The sequence below is a fragment of the Sporosarcina sp. FSL K6-3457 genome (assembly GCF_038007285.1).
Lineage (GTDB): Bacteria > Bacillota > Bacilli > Bacillales_A > Planococcaceae > Sporosarcina.
Genome location: NZ_JBBOWX010000001.1, coordinates 2203601 through 2224841, shown reverse-complemented (window position 1 = coordinate 2224841; position 21241 = coordinate 2203601). Strand labels below are relative to the sequence as shown.

Below are 21241 nucleotides of genomic sequence, written 5' to 3'. Positions count from 1 at the left end.
AAGACCAAATTAAGAAAAAGGACACCTTCTCCCCTTGCCCGTAATCCTACTACTAACTCTTCTCTTACTATTCCAGCTTCCGAAATGGATGGGTGTATAAACGAAGAAACATAATTAGAAAAATTAAGGTCGCGAAACCAAACAAAATTCGGATTGGAAACCATTCTGCCCATAATCCTGCGATGAAAAGACCAAATGGTAAAGTCAATTTCATGAACATGGACGACGTACCTGCAACGCGCCCAAGCAGATGATTCGGTGTGAATTCCTGCCTAATCGTGAAATAAACAATGTTAGAAATCGTTGTAGAAAACGTCCGAATAGCAAGTGCGATGCCAATTGCCCACCATGTTGGCGAAATTATCAAACAGCTCATGCCAACAACATCGAATAACAAGCAGAACGTAAAAATATTTCCTCGCCCAAATTTCTTCCGGACACGACTGACAACGGCTGCCCCAACAATTCCACCTATCGCAGAAATTGTGTACATCAAGCCAACTTGTGCTGCAGTTGCGCCAAGCTGATCAGTTACATAGAAAATAAGAACACCAATCACCAGGCTTGAGGCAAAATTCATGAACAAGGTTGTAAAGGTCGGCGTTAGCAGTGTTTTATTACGAAATAATTCATCTATGCCCTCTCTGATATCCTGTACCACTGTGGTTTTCTTGTGCTCAATCCGAACAGTTGCCGGCGGTTGAAATGCAGAGACGCAAATAAATAAGATAAATAGGCACAACATATACACAGCTAATGTAGACGTATATGAAAAAGCCACTAGAAGTGCCCCTGCCAAACCAGGTCCGATTGTCTGGATAAATGTACCGACAAAAGATAGCTTCGCATTTGCGGAAGTAAGCTGTTCCTTCGTTACGATTTGTGGGAGGACCGCATGATGAGCATTACCAAATGTATAGCCTGCGGAAGATAAAAGAAATCCAAGGACATATAAATGCCAAAGTGCTAATTGCCCCGAAAAAAAAAGCATAATCACCCCTACCATCGACATCAACTGAATAAGGCTGGTCCATTGCATCATCCGTTTCCGATTCAAGCGATCTACAAAAACACCGGCCAACATGCCGATGAAAATATTCGGGAAGAATTCAATCGCTCGCATCATACTCATTGCCAATGCGGATCGACTTAAATCATAAATTAATAGCGGAATTGCTATGATGTACATTTGATGACCAAAGCTCGATATGATGGAGCCGCCCCAAATAAGCATGAAATTCTTATTTCTCCAAAGTGTCCGTTCTATCGTCACTTGCTCCATTGCTTTTAAAGCCATTTTCCATCCCCCTATTGCTTCCTTCTGTAAATTAACTATAGAATAGATAAAGGTGAAGAAAAAGTGAGCGTTATATTATTATCAGTTCACCTTTTAGGATGGAGGATAGCTATATGAAATATATTGAACATGTAAAAGAACTAACGCGGCATTTCATCAAAAATAGAGAGACAGAAACAACAATCGCTCAGCTATCGGTACTACTAAATTGTTCAGAGCGCCACAGTAAAACTGTCATGAAGTATTTACACGAGCAAGGTCATATCCGTTGGGTAGTTCAAAAAGGTCGAGGCAAAAAACCAAAAATCACTGTACTTCAATCTAACGATGAACTTCAGCTGACAGAAGCAAAGCACAACATTCAGCAAGGCCATTACAAAGATGCATTCCAAATTATTCAGCAGTTTGATAGCCATGAACAAGCAGACTTCCAACGGTGGTTCGAAGAGTATTTAGGGCTCTCGCAGGAAAACACGATGGAACTGGGCAACGATGTATTACGCTATCCATTCTATGAAACAAGTCTCATCATGGATCCTCCATACCTCCTTTCCAGGCATGATGCACATATGGTCCAGCAAATTTTTGACCGCCTTGTAGAATACGACTCTGTCTCCCAGCAGCTGCTTCCTCGAATTGCTCATCATTGGGAAAGTACGGATGGACAGCAATGGATTTTTTATCTTCGAAAAGGCGTCCGCTTCCACCATGGTCGCGAATTAACAAGTGACGATGTCAAAGCAACGTTCCAACGGTTTCCTGTGCATGATTTAATCACGCAAAATCTGAAACAGATTGACACGCCATCCAAAAACGTAATTATTTTTCATCTGAAAAATCCGAATTTTCTCTTCCCAAGATATTTATCTAACAAAAAGGCATCCATTATACCAATTGAAATGATTGAGAAGGATGAAAATTTCAGATTACATCCAGTTGGTTGTGGCCCCTTTCAATTAGTGCGGCATGATGAAGATATAGTCCGCCTTGATGTCTTTCCTGACTATTACGGGAATCGACCATGGCTCGATCGCGTAGAAATCATCAAAACACCTTTCACAATTCATGATGAATCGAAACATCCTCTACTATTGAATGCACCGGATGCCTCATGGAGAGAAATTCGTGTTCAGGAGGAAGGAGCTGATTATATCACATTCAATTGCCGTAAAAATGGACCGATGCAAGACGAACGTTTCCGCCGATTCATCTATTCAATCGTTAATCGAGCTGATTTTTGTTTGCGGGCCGGCAATGAAAAGGTCGCATATAGTTTTGTCACTGATCGGTCAATGATACTGAAAAATAGAGAGCATCAGCCTTCAACTGAATATATTCCACTAGATGGTGTTGTTAAAATTGCGGCACAACAAATTCGAAAAGATGCCAATCATGAACGTGAGGCATTCATTCTTCAACAGCAGCTTGCTGAGCATGGAATCGTATCAATCGTAGAACTCATCCAGCTACATGAGCTGAATGACAGCCTATTCAATCATTATGACCTGTTTGTTGGCGGGATTGCCTTAGGGGAGGATCGCTTGTTATCTGCTTTGACAGCCAGTCAATCGTCTAGCTCTATGATCTACCCTTTCTTAACTGATGAAATGAGAAAAATAGTTGATCAGCAAATCACCATAATTAAAGAATCAAGAACTGATACGACGCGTTGGGAGACCTATTTTCAATTGGAGTCATATTTAACAACGAACCACAGTCTCCTTTTTCTAACACATCGTTCCCACACTATCTATGAACCGGGAAATAGTCCATATGAAAATATACGACTGGATCGCAATGGAAGAATTGATTATCGAAAAGTATGGAAACAAGCTGTTAGATAGGTATACTTGGCATAGAAATAATCGAAAGTAGTTACCACTGTTTATTCCCCGGAAATCACGAGTATTTCCGGGGAAATCGCGCGAAAGTTGGAATTTCGCAGAAAAAACCGAAAATCTGTGAAAATAGTATACTCAGTCCCTTATATTAATAAAGATTCCGACAATTATACTGACTTTTTCGTCAACTATAGATAGAATAGATATAGCAAGATCGATTATTTTAGGGGGAAATAAAATGACTATTCAATTCACGGTACACGAAGAATTTTTTACATTCCATGATCCAATGCAAGAGCGGAAACTCATTGACCGAAAAACGGAAATCCGTAAAGATCCACTAACAGGTGAAACTTCACGCATTATTTTCGACCCTGGCGCTCCATTCGTCCCAACCGATTATACGGAACTTGCGAAAGAAACTGCGGGCAACAAATGTCCCTTCTGCCCTGAAAATGTACAATCATTTACACCAACATTTCCTGAAACGTTAGTGATAGGAGGACGGCTTACACAAGGCGAAGCAGTCGTTTTCCCAAACCTTTTCCCATACAGTAAACATAATGCCGTCGTTCGCATATGTGATCAGCATTATGTGAAGCTCGATGAATTCACAGGTCCAATGATTGCCGATTCATTTTCAGCGTCTCATAACTATTTGAAAAAAGTCATCGCCCAAGATTCACAAACAACATATGCATCTATCAACTGGAACTACTTACCACCGTCAGGAGGCAGCATTTTACATCCGCATATTCATGTATTAGCATCTGAACGGCCAACGAACTACCAGGCAACAACATCTGCCGCAGCCGAGCAATTTCACGATACACAAGGCCAAAACTTCTACGCTGCGTTCGTTAAACAAGAGCGAGAGCTAGGTCAACGTTTCATCGGAACAACCGGAACGATTGACTGGCTACATGCATTCGCGCCAAAAAGCCACACCGACTTTATTGGTGTATTCAACGCCTCCTCTCTTGAGGAATTAGACGCTAAAAACTGGCAAGACCTTGCCGATAGTATCATACGCTTTTTCCGTTACTTTGATAGCATCGGTATAGCCAGCTTCAATCTCGGACTCTTTATTCCCGTTTCACAAAATAGTACTGAACGAGTTCATGTCCGACTTGTCCCCCGTCTCACCATAGGCGGACTCCAAACAAGCGACATGAATGTCTTTAACTTCTTGCATAGTGAGCCGCTGTGCTTAAAAGTTCCAGAACAAACAACACAGGCCGTTGGCGCTTATTTTACTGATAACTAAAAAAACGCAGATGACAACAGTAAAGCCCGTTGTCATCTGCGTTTCTATTTTAAAGTAGTAAGAAGATAAATGGTAGGAAAAATAATAAAAGTACGACAAAAATCACAGTAGCTGGAATGACAATCGTCCAGAATCCGCGCCACCTAGAAAATTGATGCGCTTCCGCAATTGCATTTATCGTAATGATAAAGTTCCATATTCCTACTACGATACTTATAAATCCACTGAAGAATAACCAAATTATTTTACCGAATGAAATATCAAAGTCCTCTATAAATAATACTTCACCTAAAATGAGATAATCTGGAATCCACAAAAATCCAAAAAGTATGATAGGAATATAAGTAATAGCAAAAGCCATTTTCAACTCTGCAAATTTCCCTATACCACCGAGCCATGTACCAACTATCGTAGCAATGCCTGCACCAATCCACCAACCAATTATCCCAAAAATAGGACCAACTATAATGGCTAAGACAAAAATCATAGGTATTGATATAGTATCGCCCAAGTTATTTTGCGTCGCCCCATTCAACAAATCAAATATCCCAGCAATTAAGGCTAAAATAACTGCAAATTTCATCGGCTTGTGATTGATAGCATAGCGTACAGTTTCCCTTGGCTTTAACCAAATAGACGTCCAGACATTCAGTTCTTCTTTCTTACTCAATAGATCATTTTCCTTTTTCATACATGCACACCCCGCTTTCCCTACCTATTATACGTGTGATAGGCTAATAAGTTTCATCAAAAAAAGATGCAGAAGCTAATCAGCCTCTACACCTCTATTACTCCACTGTACATAACTGCTCTGCCATTTTAATCTTTCCATGTAACAGTCCTTAATTATTTACCTTTAATTGCTTTTCAGCCATATCCCCAATAACGGGTAGTTTGAAGTACTTCCCTTTATAAGCTTGGTACATCATGAAAACAATCATAAACAAGACAAGTGGCCCCATTAGCAAGCTCAAAATCCATCCAATAATCGGAATAATCCCTAACACCAAATTGAGAATGAATAGGAAGACGCCAAGGAATACAGCTTGCAATGCATGAAAACGAATAAACTGATTTTCCTTTTCCATAAATAAAAAGACGAGTCCTATGATGAAAATATAACAAAGCATTCCTCCAATATTTTCATCCAACCCTATCGAACTTTTTTTATTATCACTGGAGTTTTTTTCTAGATCACTCATCATCTAATCCTCCTTTTAAAATAGTCAATATCAACTCACCATCTTTTGCGAAGCATGTATCATATTTACCATGCTCCAAAGAATGGATTACACCTTTGCTTGTTAACCTCAATCATTTACTTGGTACAGCCAAAGTTGGATTCCTGCAGTTCATATCTCCCTAATCAATAGTATAGTAGATTTCACCATTGAAAACAACCATATTTCCGACAATTCCGACAAAATAACTAATAATAGCCTATTCACTATCGTAGCTATTTTTTTGTTTACTATTGACAGCAAGGATTTTCATTATGAAATATCATCAAAAATAGTAGTCCCTAATTCTTTTGCTACTATATTAACACATTCAGTATCTTTCCAATAAAAAGAATCTACTATCAATCTAGTAGATTCCCTTATGACAAACCACCCTTATTTACTACTCTCAATCGCCTTTAACTGGTCTAGCTGAATCATGCCATCAATATCACTATTTTTAATATAATCCGCTTCTTTACTAATATCAGCCATCTCCTGGATGACTTGCTCATTGACTGATGTTGTTACTTCAAGATGCGCAAATGCAGCTTGCAGTTCTTCTTTATTTATTTCCTTCCCAGTCAAGTCCTTGATATGTTTGATGACGAGATCTTGGCTTTCTTCTGGATTTTGTTTAATGAAATCAACCGCTTTAGTATGCGCTGTTAAATAAGCTGTCATAAATGGTTCATTGCTTACAAAGTTTTTAGTCGCTGCAACAACCGTATTGGTCGATTCTTTGCCCCATGCAAATGACTCCCAATCTAACAATAACTTGCCGTTCGCCTGTGTTTCTAAAATATAACCCCATGGCTCCTGTGTTGCTGCTGCATCCACTGATTTTTGAATGAACAGCGTTGCTGTATCGGCAGGTGCCGCTGCAAATAATTCGACTGTTCCACCATTTGATGTTGGCTTTAATCCTACATCATTCAAGGCTTTACGCAACATGACGTCCTGCGTGCTACCAATGACTGGAATAGCCACCTTTTTACCATCTAAGTCCTCGAGACTTGTAATATTACTATGTTCACTCGCAACAAGCACAGCTCCACCATTCACCGCACCTGAGATAATATGGTAGTTCGGATCTTTCACATATAAATTTAATAACGGTCCCGGTCCAACAGTGCCGACATCGATTGATTTAGTCACCAATGCTTCCGTGAACAAGCCACCATTACTAACTGTTTTCGTATTGATTTTAATATCTTCCCCGAACTCTTCAGCAAAATAACCCTTTTCTAAGGCAACAATCGTCGCCATATGTGTTAAGTTCGGAAAATAACCGATGTTCACTTCTTTACTGCCGACTGTACCTTGATCTCCTTTGCCACATGCTGTTCCTATAGCCAATACCAGCAACGAGATGAGTCCAAGTACCATTAATTTTCGATTCATTCTATTCTCTCCCCCGAGCTTCAAAGTTTTCTCAATTCTAACGCCATATTTATCGGCATTTTCTATGTCGCTCCAATGGTGATGATAAATCGTTTTCTATTAATTCCCTTCAATCACCTTTAACTGATCCAGTTGAATCAATCCATCAATGTCATTACTACGAACATAACCCGCTTCTTTACTAATATCAGCCATTTCCTGGATGACTCGTTCGTTGACAGAGGTTGTCACTTCGAGTCTAGAAAATGCAACCTGTATTTCCTCTTTATCAATTTCTTTTCCAGTTAAGTCTTTGATATGTTGGATGACAAGCTCTTGGCTCTCCACTGGGTGTTGTTTAATAAAATCAACTGCTTTTGTATGTGCTGTTAAATAGGCCGTTACAAATTGTTCATTGCCCAAAAAGTTTTTAGTGGCCGCAACAACCGTATTCGTCGTTTCTTTTCCCCAAGCAAAAGACTCCCAATCTAGCAACACCCTACCATTCGCCTGTGTTTCTAAAATATAGCCCCATGGTTCTGGAATTGCTGCCACATCCACTGATTTTTGAATAAATAGCGTCGTCGTATCTGCTGGTGCTGTTGCGAATAATTGGACTGTTCCACCATTCGATGTTGGCTTCAGCCCGACATCATTAAGTGCTTTCCGCAACATGATGTCTTGTGTATTTCCAATGCCAGGGATCGCAACTCTTTGACCGTCCAAGTCTGCAAGATCAGTAATGTTACTTTGTTCACTTGCAACAAGCACGGCTCCACCGTTAACAGCTCCTGAAATAATATGATAACTGGGATCTTTAACATAGAAGGTCAATAACGGACCTGGCCCGACAGTTCCAACATCGATTGATTTTGTCACCATCGCTTCCATAAATAACCCACCGCTACTGACTGTTTTCGTATTAATCTTAATATCTTCCCCGAAAGCTTCAGCAAAGTAACCTTTTTCCAATGCAACAATGGTAGTGATATGCGTTAAGTTTGGGAAATAGCCGATGTTTACTTCTTTGCTACCTACCGCTCCTTGTACTCCTTTTCCACATGCCGTTCCTAAACTGAGTGCAACCAAGGAAATAATTGCGAGTACAACTAATTTACGCTTCATTTATTTTCACTCCAAGTTTATAGTTTTCCATCTTATTTAACTAATCCCCCACTTTTTCTGAATGCTACGCTCTAATCGTAAAAATACTAAGTTATCCATGATTGTTCCGATAACACCGATAATAATCATCACTGAAATGACTAAATCCATCTGACCGAGTGATCTCCCTGTTTCAAGAAGATGACCAAGTCCGCCTCCTCCACCAAGCAATTCACCCGCCATTAATGCACGCCATGAAAATGCCCAAGCTATACGTAGGCCTGATATAATTTGTGGAACAGAAGCTGGTAAAATCACCGTTCGTAAAAAGTGAAATCCACTTGAGCCTAGTGTTTTAGCAACCCGCTGATAGAGTGACGGTACATTTTTAAAGCCACTTGTCGCACTAATCGTCATCGTCCATGTAGCACCGATTGTGACGATAAACAAAATCGAAAAGTTATTTAAACCAAACCAGATAATGGCTAGTGGAAACCAGACAATACTTGGAATAGACTGTAATGCTGTTATCAAAAATCCAAGAGTATCCTCTACCAACTTAGAACGCCAGATCAGATAGCCTAAGAATACACCTATCACGACGGCAATCGAAAATCCAATGAGTAGCCGAATCATACTTGTGAAAATCGCTGTCGTAATCTGCCCGCTAATAATCCCTGAAAAAAGCGTTTGCAGTACTTGAGTTAACGTTGGAAACATGAAATCTGGCAAGCTTGATAATCTAGATGTTACTTCCCATATCACCGCTAGTAGTCCGATGAAGAGGGTCCGTCTCCAAAATGTAGTCATCCCCCATTTCCTCCTTTAACACTTTCTCTATTTCAATCTGTAATTCTGCCAAAATGACCTTTTCCAAATGGAAAGTCACATCATTCGGCGTAATACCATCAGTTGATGTTTTTATCGTATGAGTCGATTTAATTTTTCCAGGACGCGTTTCAAATACAATAACTTTTTCGGATAATAAAACCGCTTCCCGTATATTATGGGTGATAAAGAAAATCGTCACTTTTGTTTTACGCCATATTTCAAGCAGTTCATGGTGCAAAACCATTCTCGTTTGCTCATCAAGGGCCGCAAATGGTTCATCCATCAACAAAACTGCTGGCTCCATCACAAGCGCACGCGCGATGGACACACGTTGTTTCATCCCCCCAGAAAGCTGATGAGGATAGGCATCAATATAATTACTCAAATGCACCATTTTCAACATATCTTTCGCTTTATCTTGCGCTTCGTTTTTCTCCATCCCTTTCAAGAGCAAACCATAAGTGACATTGTCCAAAACGGTAAGCCATGGGAATAGTCCCGCCTCTTGAAATACAACGACACGATCTGGTCCTGCTTCTGTTACTTTTTTACCTTCAATGCGAATTTCTCCTTTATCCGCCTTTTCAAGTCCCGCAATAAGATACAGCAATGTTGACTTCCCACATCCAGATGGACCCACAATCGAAACAAACTGACCTTTTTCTACCTCTAACCGAATATTATCCAGCACTTTCACTGACCCTTTTTCTGCATGTGGGAAACTTTTTTCAATGCCATCAATCGTTAAATACATAGGAATTCTCCTTCCCTTTACAATACCAACTAAATTGATATGTTTTATATCTTTTGTATATAATCGCTTACTTGTATACCATTTGTCAACTATTATTCTTGAAATTTTCCTCATTTTTTGATTTCAGACCTATTTTGATAGATTAAGGGCATAAGTTCACAATATTTCACCCGAACTAGACAACATTAATTTAAAACTTAACAATGCCTCAGCCGAACTAAACAACGCTCGCAAAAGTAAGCAATGTTTCTCACAAACTTAACACCATTTCAACCAAGCTAGGCAACGCTCACCTATTTCTCCATATAAAAACACCACAACCGAGTAAGTCGTGGCGTAACTACCTTTGTAATAAATATTTAACTATCAGGATGTAAATAAATCACTCGACAAGTAACGTTCGCCAGAGTCAGGTGCAATACAAACGACCGTATCACTCGGCGTCAGACGCTTAGCAACGGCTAGAGCCGCGTAGATAGATGCGCCCCCCGAAGGACCTACAAGAATCCCTTCTCGCGCTGCAGCACTGTGGACAGTGTCATATGCTTCTTCGTCTTTAATCTGAAAAATCTCATCATAAACTGTCGTATTTAACACCGAAGGAATAAAGCCAGGACTCGTCCCAACAAGTTTGTGCTTCCCTGGTACTCCGCCCGATAGCACCGGCGATCCCGCAGGCTCCACAACATGGACAGTGATAGCAGCATCTTGCTCTTTCAGTGCCTCTCCAGTCCCTGTTACCGTGCCTCCTGTGCCTGACGTACAAACAAAGGCAGTAAGTGTTCGATTGATGGACGCTAGCGCCTCAATGATTTCAACGGCTGTCGTTGTACGGTGTGCGTCTGGATTGGCTGTATTTTCAAATTGCATCGGTATAAAGCTATTGTCAATTTGTGAAGCTAATTCATTAGCTTTCGCAATCGCCCCCGGCATCCTCTCCTCACTTAGTGTCAAAACAACCTCCGCACCATAGGCCTTCATCAAGTTAATTCGCTCAGTCGTTGCATTGTCCGGCATGATAAAAATCGCTCGATACCCTCTCGCTGCGGCATTCATCGCTAAACCAATGCCCGTATTTCCTGACGTAGGCTCAATAATCGTTGCCCCCGCCTTCAATTGTCCACTTTTTTCTGCCTCGACTATCATATTAAAAGCCGCTCGATCCTTCACACTTTTGCTTGGGTTAAAAGATTCCAGCTTAACGTACACAGCCGCCCCTTGTGAATCAGCAAGCCTATTTAATCTTACCAATGGTGTTTGACCAATCAATTCAGCTATATTATTTACGACTCTCACAGCAATCATCCTTTCAAATCCCTTGTTATCTTATTAGTATAACAAATCAATGCGTAGAATTCCTACCTTTTTAGGTCAGTATAAATAGCCAGTCTCGACGGCATCAAATTTCACCATCTAGACCAGCTATATTATAATAGTAGAAAGTCAGATTCAAATAAGCGTTCAACAAAGAAACTGTTGATGTTTTCGGTCGCTAAAACTATCTATCATTTCAAGAAATGTTTGCTGCATTTCTTGCGATTGCCGATACGTTTCACCCGTAATTTCTTTCAATATACGTGCTTTTGTCGGTTGGTCAAGGACTGAATGCTTCACCTGATCACGGGCTAACGCAAGGAAATCTAAATAATCCTTATAAGAAGCATCATACTTCTCTGCTAGTTCATCACGGATAACGGCTGCTAATGTTGGACTAGCGCCACCTGTCGCTACACAAATCGTTAAATTACCACGTTCCAGCTTAGCTGGTACTTGAAAATCACTTAACGCCGGATTATCCACGACGTTGACTAACTGATGATCTCCAGCCGACGCAGCAACAAACGAATTGACTTGCTGCTGATTCGTTGCAGCAATGACAAGTAAAGCCCCTTGCAGATCCTGCGGTTCAAACAATTTATTGTTCCACTTAATTTGCTTATTTGCAAATAGCACTTGCATTTTCAAATGAATGGCGGGGCTAATGACCGTTACATGAGCCCCGGCCTGCAATAAACCTAGCGTTTTTCGATAAGCAATGGTTCCGCCGCCCACAACAACGGCTGCTTTGTTTTTCATATTCAACATCATTGGATATGTTCCCATTACTAAAGCCACCTATCGTTGCAAAGTTACGAAAACGAACTACGCATTTGTACCGACTACTTCATCATGAAAATCCATTCCATTATGAACAGCTTTGACATGGCCCGCCCGTATGACGAAGTCACCAAAATGCTCGCCTTCCAATCTTTCTTTAGCATATTGGGCTAGCAGTACTTGAAGTATAGCCAAGATTTCTTCTTCCCCAATATTTTCACGATAGATTTTGTTCAAACGATCTCCTGCAAAACCCGCACCTAAATACATATTATATTTACCAGGTGCTTTTCCTATAAATGCAATTTCCCCTAACGCGGGACGAGAACAACCATTCGGGCATCCTGACATACGAATAACAATCTCCTTGTCTCGTAAGCCCGATTCATCTACAATGACATCGATTTTATCTAACAGCACAGGTAAATAGCGCTCTGCTTCTGCCATCGCTAGCCCACATGTCGGAAATGCTACACAAGACATCGAACTGCGTCGTAAAGCCGAATGATGCGCACCAGCTGTCATATTATGCTGTTCCAACAACTCCACAATCTTCTTCTTTTTCTGGCTTGTTACATTACTGATGACAAGGTTTTGGTTTGGACTTAGCCGGAAATCTCCCGTATGGATTTTAGCGATTTCACGCAAACCTGTCATTAATGGGTAGTCGTCCGCATCACGAACGCGACCATTTTCGATAAACAATGTATAATGCCATTTCCCATCATTGCCTTTAATCCAACCATAGCGATCACCATTATGCTCAAAGTTATAAGCGCGTGCGGCCTCAAGATTCCAGCCTAAACGGTTATTGAGCTCATTTGCAATCCACTCCAACCCTTTAGCATCGACTGTATACTTAAAACGAGCATTTTTTCTGACAGAACGATTACCATAATCTCGCTGAATTGTAATCACTTTTTCCGCCACTTCAATAATCTTGTCAGGTGTACAAAAACCAATAACCCGCGCCAGTTGCGGATACGTTGCTGTATCCCCATGTGTCATTCCCATGCCACCACCAACGGCAATATTGAAGCCAACTAATTTGTCGTCTTCTAAAATGGCAATCAAACCGAGATCCTGTGAAAAGACATCAATATCATTATTGGGTGGAATGGCTAATCCAATTTTAAATTTACGTGGTAAATACAACTCACCATACATTGGCTCGACTTCAACCTCTTGACTATTGACTACTTTTTCACCATCCAACCAAATTTCATGGTACGCTTGCGTCCGCGGAGATAGGTATTCACTCAATTCCCGGGATAATTCGTAGACTTCTGCATGAATGTCTGATTGATAAGGGTTCGGATTACACATAACATTCCGATTGACATCCCCACAAGCTGCTAGCGTATCCATCAATGCTGCATTAATTTCTTGCACGTTTTTCTTCATATTCCACTTTAAAATGCCGTGCATTTGGAATGATTGGCGCGTCGTTAACTTCAACGTCCCATTGCCATACCTATTAGCGAGGTCATCCATCACTAACCATTGCTGGGACGTTGCAATACCGCCTGGTGCACGCACACGCACCATAAATTGATACGCGGGCTCTAACTTTTGGCGTTGACGTTCGTTACGTAAATCACGGTCGTCCTGTAAATAACTACCGTGAAATTTCATCAGTCGATTATCATCATCATTAATGCCTGAGCTGATTTGTTCAACAAGTGAGTCTGCAAGCGATCCCCGCAAATAGTTACTTTCTAGCTTAATACGCTCGACATCACTCGGTTTACCTGGTTGTGGCGGTAGTACAATTTTTTTCGTCATCTAACTTGCTCCCTTCACACTACACTCAATAGACATCGCGTTGATAGCGTTTCTGCTGCTGTATCTCGGCTAAATAGTCCGCCGCTTCCTTCGCATTCAAGCCGCCTTCTTCTTGCAAAATCGTTTCCAATGTATCGTGGACATCTGCGGCCATATGCTTTTCATCCCCACAAACGTAAATGACGGCTCCCTCTTCTAACCACTCGAAAAGTTCCTGACTTTTCTCTAGCATGCGGTGTTGTACATAAACTTTTTCATCTGTATCACGTGAAAATGCAACATCTATTTGTGTCAAGACACCATCTTTCGCCCAACGTTGCCATTCAGTCTGATACAAGAAGTCCGTCACATAATGCTGATCGCCAAAGAATAACCACGTCTTCCCTTCTGCACCAATCTCCTCGCGCTCTTCTAAGAATGCTCGGAACGGTGCAATACCAGTCCCTGGCCCAATCATAATAATCGGTGTCTCGGGATCTGCTGGTAATCTAAAATTCTGATTACTTTGTACGTAAACTGGTAAATGGTCGCCTGGTTGCGCACGTAATGCAAATTCACCTGAGCAAACACCTAATCGTTCACGACCATGCGCTTCATAACGAACCGTTCCAACAGTCAAATGGACTTCATCTGGATTGGCTTTTAAGCTACTAGCAATCGAATAGAGGCGCGCCGGCATTTTGCGTAAAACGCCAATAAATTCACGTGCTGGCGCTTCCCATGGTGCAAAGTCACGTACGACATCTAACAAATCACGACCATACATATAGTCTTTCAATTCTTGCTCTTTACCCGCAGCCACTAGCTCTTTCAAAGCTGGATTGGTCGATAACTCCGCTATCTTTTGTAACAATGGTTTCGTCAGCACGGTAATTTCAAAATTGGATAGCAATGCTTCACGCAATGGACGGAACACACCTTGTTTATTCACCGCAACAGGATCCTCACCATTCCAACCTAGCTCCGCAATCAAAGCATCTACTAGCTCCGGCTCATTTTTGGGATACACACCTAAGCTATCACCTGGCTCAAACTGCAAATTAGATCCTTCCAGTGACAATTCAATATGGCGTGTTTCTTTGTTCGAGCCACGCCCATTTAAGTTCAAACTTTCAAGAATTTCTGCTTGGAAAGGATTTGTGCGGGAGTACTCCGCCCCTTCAGAAGTTCCTGAACTATCGACTCCTTGTTGACTAGCTGTAGACTGACTGCCTTGTAAATCATTTAATTCCAACAAGACTGTCGCAAACCACTCCTCGGCTGGTTCATCAAAATCTAAATCACAATCAACACGTGGACTAATCTGTTTCGCACCTAATTCAAGTAATCGTTCATCAAACTCTTTTCCTGTATGACAGAAATAGTCATAGGAACTATCTCCCAATGCCAATACAGAATACTGAAGATTTTCTAACTGTGGTGCCCTTTTCCCCATCAGAAATTCATAGAATGGTAGTGCTGTATCTGGCGGATCTCCTTCTCCTTGCGTACTTACAATCAGCAATAAGTTATCGATTTTCTTTAAGGCATTCGTCTTAAAGTCATTCATCGACGCAAGCGTGACTTTAAAATTTTCCGCTTGTAAATTTTTCGTCAGCTTGCCCGCAAGCGCCTGTGAATTACCTGTCTGTGAACCAAAAAGAATTGTGACCTCTTTTGTAATGACCTTTTTGACAATTTCCTGCGCCTCTAATACTGCGGCACTACTCGACTCACTTGAACCTTGCCCAATTTGTCGAGCACTCAAATAGCCACCTAACCAAATTTGTTGTGTTTCTGTTAATGCTGGTAAAAGTTGATTGAGCAATTCGACTTGTTGCTCATTAAACGGACTATTTTTCACTTGAAGAGCCATTGTTCCCACCTCACAAATAGTATTTGTTGTACTTACTCCAAAGCCATTGATTACTTAAGCCTAATTTTTTCATTTTTTTCAATTTGAACAACAACATGATCCTGAACAACTAATGTAATCGAACCATAACTCATCGTAGCCAGCATTGCCTTTAGCGTTTCAATCGCCTGTTCCACATTATCTTTTTGCTTCCCCATGTTGGCATCATCCTTTCAGCAGGTACTAAATCGCCTGCAATATTACCGGCGTTGCTAGCAAGTCATTCACTCGTTCAACAAGTACATCTTGAACGTATTTGTGATAACCCAAATTCTCACAAAGAATAATTTGTTGGTCGCTTGAGGAATGCTTAGCAATTGTTCTCGTAATACCATTCATGAGAATACCAGAGAATAATAAATAAGGAATGATAAAAATCTGCCGTTGTGTCGTTTGTTGCAATTGTTCCATAGCTTCGTCAAACGAAGGAGCTGTTCCGTATAGAAAACAAACATCTACTTTTTGAAAGGGATATTTGTTCGCAAGCAGCCGTGCAATTTCCGCTAAATCACGCTTCACGGCAAGATCACTGCTGCCCCTCCCAACGAGTAACACCTGTGCTTCTACATCAATCGGCACCTGCTGCTCAATGACTCGATCATATAAGCTATCCACCATTTTAGGGTGAATCCCAAACGCTTTGCCGTATGTAAATTCAACATCAGGATACATGATTTTACCTACTTCAATTTCAAAGGGAATATCCTCATTGGCGTGATTTGCCGTTAACAATAGGATAGGAACAACAGCAATTTTAGTTGCGCCACGTTCCACACACTTGATAATACCTTCATCAACGCTAGGTGACGCCAACTCCAAAAAGCAAATTTCTTGAATCGGGACGTCTATCATTACTTTACAATTTTCGATAAATTGAATCGCTTCCTCAACACCTGCTTGAATTCGGCTACCATGGCCTACATATAAAACCGCCTGCATATTGCTCCCTCCTTATATAGAAAGTTCTTTCATTAAAGCTTCACCCAAATCACTTTGTTCAAACCACTGAATCTTGTCACGCAGTTTGACCACTTCTCCAACTACAATCATGCTTGGATTTTTAATAGTAGATTCTTGCACAATGTCAACAATCGTGGCAAGCGTGCCTGTCACCGTTTGCTGCGCTTCTGTCGTTCCCCAGTGGATAAGGGCAACTGGCGTACTAGCAGCCTTACCATGACTGATTAGTTGCTCACAAATATAAGGTAGATTCCCCACTCCCATATAAATTGCTAGCGTATCAATGCCTTTCGCCAAGCTTTCCCAGTGGATGGAATCGCTTTTCCCTGCACGCATATGCCCTGTGACAATAGCAAAACTAGAACTCAACTCACGATGTGTTACCGGAATACCAGCGTAGGCAGGAGCTGCAATTCCAGCTGTAATCCCTGGAACTACTTCAAACGGAATACCGTGGTCCACAAGTGCCTCAGCTTCTTCTGCACCTCTTCCAAAAATGAATGGATCCCCACCTTTTAACCGCGTAACGATCTTCCCCTGCTTCGCATATTTCACTAAAAAGTGATTAATGGTCTCTTGAATCATGGCATGATAGTTAGGTAGCTTGCCGCAATAAATCAGATCAGCACCTGGCTTCGCGTAACTTAACAGCTCTTTATTGATCAAACGGTCATACAAAATGACATCTGCCTCTTGAATACATCTCAACCCTTTAACGGTGATCAAATCAACATCGCCAGGTCCAGCACCTACTAAATATACTTTTCCCATCTTCTTCTCTCCTCTCACCGTTTGGTTTACTATTTATGAATGAACGACCTGTTGTTTCAATCCCTCAATCAATACCTCAATCACTTCTGGACGACTAAATGTCGCAGGTGGCTGCTCACCATTGCGCAGCATTTCCCTTACCTTCGTCCCCGACAAAATGACATGGTCACTCGCATCATGCGGGCATGTTTTCGGCGTCGCCATACTCTCACACTTATTGCAATAAAAACTATGTTCAAAGAATAATAGCGTAATCCCTAATTCTTCAGGCGTAAAATTACTAAATATTTTCTGCGCATCATAGGTGCCGTAGTAATTACCAACCCCTGCATGATCACGTCCGACAATAAAGTGCGTGCAACCAAAGTTCTTTCTCACCATCGCATGAAAAACAGCCTCACGTGGTCCGGCATAACGCATTGCTGCTGTAAATACACCTAAAAACACATGATCTTTAGCATAATAGTTTTCTAGCAACACTTCATAGCTTTTCAATCGGACATCTGCTGGCACATCATCCGATTTCGTTTCTCCAACCAATGGGTTTAAAAATAACCCATCGACAATTTCCAATGCTGTTTTTTGAATATATTCATGTGCACGATGTACAGGATTTCTCGTTTGAAAACCAACAACAGTTTTCCAACCCAGCGCCTGGAACTTCTCACGCGTTTCAGCTGGGTCATATAGATAATCCGAAAAATCATTCAACGGACGTCGCTCAATAAGCGTAATCTCTCCACCCAGATAGACATTCGGTCGTTCAAACAATTTCTTGACACCTGGATGCTCTCGATCTGTCGTTTGATACACCAGTGCAGCCTCTTGTTCTTTGTCAGGCGTGAAAATATCCGAAACGCTCAGCACTCCGTAAACAACGTCATCTCTTACTAATTTCACAACACTACCTAACGTAATGTTCTTCGCATTTTCCTCCGTCGTTGGCAATGTAATCGGAATCGTCCACGGCTCACCCGTTGTCAATCTCATTGTTGTGACAACAGAATGATAGTCCGCCTCAGACAGAAAACCGTTTAAAGGACTGTAAGCACCCGTACCTATCAAATCTAAATCACTGCTCGATATCTCATCTAGTTCAACAATACTAGTAAGCTCATCTAGGTTAAAATTAGGATTCCAACGATTAATCAATACTCCACCATGCGGTTGACTCAAAGCCATTGTAATTCCCCCATTAGATTAGTTAATTTTTATGCAAGCCACATTCTGTCTTCGTTTGATCAGCCCAGCGCCCCGACCTCGAACCTGTCGTAGTATCTCCCGGCAACGTACAAGGTGCACAGCCAATGCTTGGATAGCCCTGATCATGCAGAGGATTATATGGCAATTGATGTTGGTCAACATATGCCCAAATATCCTCCCATGTCCAATGAATAAGTGGGCAAATTTTAACTGATTGGAATGTTTCGTCTTTATTAACGAAATTCGTCTGACTTCTTGACGGAGATTGTTCCCGTCTAAGTCCAGACAGCCAAGCTGTTGCACCACTCAATGCTTCACGCAGCGGAATCACTTTTCGCAAATAACAACAACGATCTGGCTGTCTTTCCCATAGTTTGTCACCCAACTGCTCGGCTTGCTGCTCCACCGTAGATGCTGGCTTTTTCAATTCAATATCCAATTGCGGATAACGCTGCTTTACTTCGTCAATCAGTGCATACGTTTCTTGAAAATGAAGTCCTGTATCTAAAAACACTACTTTAGCCGTCGGTTTGATTTGCGCGATTAAGTCGATCATCACAATGCCTTCCACTCCGAAGCTACAAGCATAGACAAGTTCCTCGTCATAAGCGCTATACGCCCAGCGCAATACACTCAGTGCGCCTTTTGTTTCGTCGTCTATTACAAAATCCTGATCCGACTCTATCCAATCCGCATACGTCAGCTTTACCATAGTCAATTCCCCTTTCTTTAGTTTAAAAGACGACTTTAATCTATTATTGATTAAAATCGCCTCCACTTTTGTAGTCAGCTCATTTTTTAATTTTATTGCCTATACCATGTAATCGCTTCTGGTTATCCAGTCAGCTAATGATTATTGATTATAATATCCTTATAATTCCTATGTGTCAAGTAGGTTTTAAAGTATTCTATGCCCTTCATCTATAAACGTTACGATAATTGCTACTTTTAAATATAATTATTATCTTTTAGATAAGCAATAATGACCTCAACAGACGTCTCAATACTCAATTGGTTAGTGTCAATGACGATTTCAGGTTGACTCGGTTCTTCATAGGGTGCATCAATTCCCGTAAAACCTTTAATCTCGCCTAATCTGGCTTTCTTGTACAACCCTTTTGGATCTCGTTGTTCACAAGTCTCTAAACTAGCCTTCACATAGATTTCGATAAACTCATCTGTTTCAACAAGTTCTCGCACCTGGTTCCGATCTTCTAGGTATGGTGAAATAAATGCTGTCAGTGTAAATAAACCTGCATCGACCATTAGCTTGGATACTTCACCAATTCTACGAATATTTTCCGTACGGTCCTCAGGGCTAAAACCCAAATTCTTGTTCAAACCAAAACGGACATTATCGCCATCTAGTCGATACGTATGAAACCCTTTAGTATGCAATGCTGTTTCCAATGCGACTGAAATCGTTGATTTGCCTGACCCAGACAATCCTGTAAACCAAAGGATTGCACTTTTATGTCCTTTTTGTTGTTGACGATTTTCTTTCGTCACCCCAGACTCATGCCATACAATATTTTTTGATGCTGCCATTTCTTTTCCTCCTCATTTTCAGTTATCTACTTTACATGTTCTAACAGTAAGGAGAAAAAGGATAAATGTCAATCATTTTTCAGACTATTTTTTAATTCATATATGTTTAATAAGGATTAGGACAAAAAAACTGAGTAAATCAATGGAATGATTTACTCAGTTTGTCTTCTATAGTGGTTGTACTTAATTGAAAATCGGTAATGTGACAATAATCATTGCTAAAAATAAAATGGCTACGTAATTCACTGAGAAAAGGAACATCATATGCGCCCACTTCAAATCATCTTTTGTGGTAAACCCTGTTAGACTTGCGATCAGCCATCCTACATTCAATAAAGTCGCAATGACAAGAAAAACTGTACCAAGTGATCCTAACAAAAATGGTAATGGAAGTAAACAAGCCACATAAACGACAATTTGCCGTTTCGTAAATGCAAATCCTCGAACAACTGGCAGCATCGCAACTTTAGCCGCTTTATATTCATCATACTTCTTCATGGCAATGACAAATGTATGAGGCATTTGCCAAATAAATAAAATAAGTGCTAGTACAATAGGTACAATATGATAGCCGGGCGCGATAGCTGTCCAGCCAATTAATGGTGTCACTGCACCCGACACACTACCGATAACTGTATTCAATGTATATTTTCGTTTCGACCACATTGTATACAAAATGACATAGACAAACCATCCTATAAATGCGTAGATCACGGCTTCAAACGTTGTAAAAAATAACACAATAAAACCTAGGACTGATAAGGTAAGACCTAATATCAAAACTGTTTTCAAAGATATATTCCCTGTAACTGTTGGACGATTTTTTGTTCGCTCCATGACCGTATCAATATCGACGTCATACCAATTATTTAGAATCAACGCACCAGCCATTACAAGTGTGCTTCCTACCATTGCGAGCAAAAAGACATCCCAGTTAGCCCCAAGCGTCGTATTGGAAAAATGTAACGCTAACCAAAATCCAGTAAGGACAGGTAAAACATTCGCAATTAAGACAACGCCTTTAAACAGTGATTTTAGATCAGCAATTTTGGTAGCTAGCGTTCGCTCATTCGATAATGTAGCTTTCTCTACCTTCTGCTGAGAAGGCATTATAACTTTAGTCATCTATTTTTCTCTCCTCAAAAACGCCAGATGTTTTCCAGTGTAATGAATGCACAAAATCACGGAACACTGACATGCTTGTATTCATTTTACTATTACTTGTCCCCTAAGACAAAGAAAATTGTTCTGATCGTTGAAGTAAATGTGAAGCCCCGGTTAAAAAG

The 21241-nt window shown here is 40.9% G+C and carries 20 protein-coding genes; 2 read left to right on the top strand and 18 right to left on the bottom strand.

Annotated elements, in window-relative coordinates:
- Positions 1–67 precede the first annotated feature (67 nt).
- The gene (locus tag N1I80_RS10545; RefSeq protein ID WP_340737830.1) at positions 68–1297 is read right to left on the bottom strand and encodes an MFS transporter; all 1230 of its coding nucleotides are present in this window, start codon (positions 1295–1297) and stop codon (positions 68–70) included.
- Between the two features lie 113 nt (positions 1298–1410).
- On the opposite strand from N1I80_RS10545, the gene N1I80_RS10540 reads away from it, so the two are divergent.
- Together N1I80_RS10540 and N1I80_RS10535 are read left to right on the top strand one after the other, a co-directional pair.
- Complete coding sequence (locus N1I80_RS10540) at positions 1411–3141, top strand: ABC transporter substrate-binding protein (protein WP_340737829.1); 1731 nt, start codon at positions 1411–1413, stop codon at positions 3139–3141.
- A gap of 235 nt (positions 3142–3376) precedes the next feature.
- Positions 3377–4405, top strand: a complete 1029-nt coding sequence (locus N1I80_RS10535; RefSeq protein WP_340737828.1) for a hypothetical protein — start codon at positions 3377–3379, stop codon at positions 4403–4405.
- A gap of 49 nt (positions 4406–4454) precedes the next feature.
- Here the strand turns inward: N1I80_RS10535 and N1I80_RS10530 are convergent, their stop codons facing one another.
- From N1I80_RS10530 to cyoE, 17 genes are all read right to left on the bottom strand, one after another.
- Positions 4455–5096 (bottom strand): Yip1 family protein, encoded by a 642-nt coding sequence (locus N1I80_RS10530; RefSeq protein WP_340737827.1) that lies wholly within the window; start codon positions 5094–5096, stop codon positions 4455–4457.
- A gap of 151 nt (positions 5097–5247) precedes the next feature.
- Positions 5248–5607, bottom strand: coding sequence for a DUF4870 domain-containing protein (locus tag N1I80_RS10525; RefSeq protein ID WP_340737826.1), 360 nt, complete (start codon positions 5605–5607; stop codon positions 5248–5250).
- Between the two features lie 414 nt (positions 5608–6021).
- Entirely contained in the window at positions 6022–7029 is a 1008-nt protein-coding gene (locus N1I80_RS10520) for an aliphatic sulfonate ABC transporter substrate-binding protein (RefSeq protein WP_340737825.1), read from the bottom strand.
- Positions 7030–7128: 99 nt separating this feature from the next.
- On the bottom strand, positions 7129–8133 hold the full coding sequence (locus N1I80_RS10515; protein WP_340737824.1) for an aliphatic sulfonate ABC transporter substrate-binding protein: 1005 nt from the start codon (positions 8131–8133) through the stop codon (positions 7129–7131).
- A 36-nt stretch (positions 8134–8169) separates the two neighbouring features.
- Complete coding sequence (locus N1I80_RS10510; RefSeq protein ID WP_340737823.1) at positions 8170–8922, bottom strand: ABC transporter permease; 753 nt, start codon at positions 8920–8922, stop codon at positions 8170–8172.
- A complete protein-coding gene (locus N1I80_RS10505; protein ID WP_340737822.1) occupies positions 8855–9697 on the bottom strand; it encodes an ABC transporter ATP-binding protein in 843 nt (280 codons plus the stop codon). The genes N1I80_RS10510 and N1I80_RS10505 overlap by 68 nt, the downstream gene beginning before the upstream one ends.
- A gap of 366 nt (positions 9698–10063) precedes the next feature.
- Complete coding sequence (gene cysK / locus N1I80_RS10500) at positions 10064–10993, bottom strand: cysteine synthase A (RefSeq protein WP_340740022.1); 930 nt, start codon at positions 10991–10993, stop codon at positions 10064–10066.
- A 165-nt stretch (positions 10994–11158) separates the two neighbouring features.
- Positions 11159–11800, bottom strand: a complete 642-nt coding sequence (locus tag N1I80_RS10495; RefSeq protein ID WP_340737821.1) for an NAD(P)-binding protein — start codon at positions 11798–11800, stop codon at positions 11159–11161.
- 39 nt (positions 11801–11839) lie between these two features.
- On the bottom strand, positions 11840–13579 hold the full coding sequence (cysI, locus tag N1I80_RS10490; RefSeq protein WP_340737820.1) for an assimilatory sulfite reductase (NADPH) hemoprotein subunit: 1740 nt from the start codon (positions 13577–13579) through the stop codon (positions 11840–11842).
- Between the two features lie 25 nt (positions 13580–13604).
- Positions 13605–15434, bottom strand: coding sequence for an assimilatory sulfite reductase (NADPH) flavoprotein subunit (locus N1I80_RS10485; protein WP_340737819.1), 1830 nt, complete (start codon positions 15432–15434; stop codon positions 13605–13607).
- A gap of 50 nt (positions 15435–15484) precedes the next feature.
- Entirely contained in the window at positions 15485–15631 is a 147-nt protein-coding gene (locus N1I80_RS10480) for a YezD family protein (protein ID WP_340737818.1), read from the bottom strand.
- 25 nt (positions 15632–15656) lie between these two features.
- Entirely contained in the window at positions 15657–16412 is a 756-nt protein-coding gene (locus N1I80_RS10475) for a sirohydrochlorin chelatase (protein ID WP_340737817.1), read from the bottom strand.
- 12 nt (positions 16413–16424) lie between these two features.
- Positions 16425–17204, bottom strand: a complete 780-nt coding sequence (gene cobA, locus N1I80_RS10470) for a uroporphyrinogen-III C-methyltransferase (RefSeq protein WP_340737816.1) — start codon at positions 17202–17204, stop codon at positions 16425–16427.
- A 33-nt stretch (positions 17205–17237) separates the two neighbouring features.
- Positions 17238–18386: a sulfate adenylyltransferase gene (gene sat, locus N1I80_RS10465; protein ID WP_340737815.1), complete on the bottom strand. Its 1149-nt coding sequence runs from the start codon at positions 18384–18386 to the stop codon at positions 17238–17240.
- 22 nt (positions 18387–18408) lie between these two features.
- Positions 18409–19119 carry a phosphoadenylyl-sulfate reductase gene (locus N1I80_RS10460; RefSeq protein WP_340737814.1) on the bottom strand — a complete coding sequence of 237 codons (711 nt, stop codon included), beginning with the start codon at positions 19117–19119 and terminating at the stop codon, positions 18409–18411.
- Positions 19120–19355: 236 nt separating this feature from the next.
- Positions 19356–19955: an adenylyl-sulfate kinase gene (gene cysC, locus N1I80_RS10455; RefSeq protein ID WP_340737813.1), complete on the bottom strand. Its 600-nt coding sequence runs from the start codon at positions 19953–19955 to the stop codon at positions 19356–19358.
- A gap of 183 nt (positions 19956–20138) precedes the next feature.
- A complete protein-coding gene (gene cyoE, locus N1I80_RS10450; protein WP_340737812.1) occupies positions 20139–21080 on the bottom strand; it encodes a heme o synthase in 942 nt (313 codons plus the stop codon).
- Positions 21081–21241 lie beyond the last annotated feature (161 nt).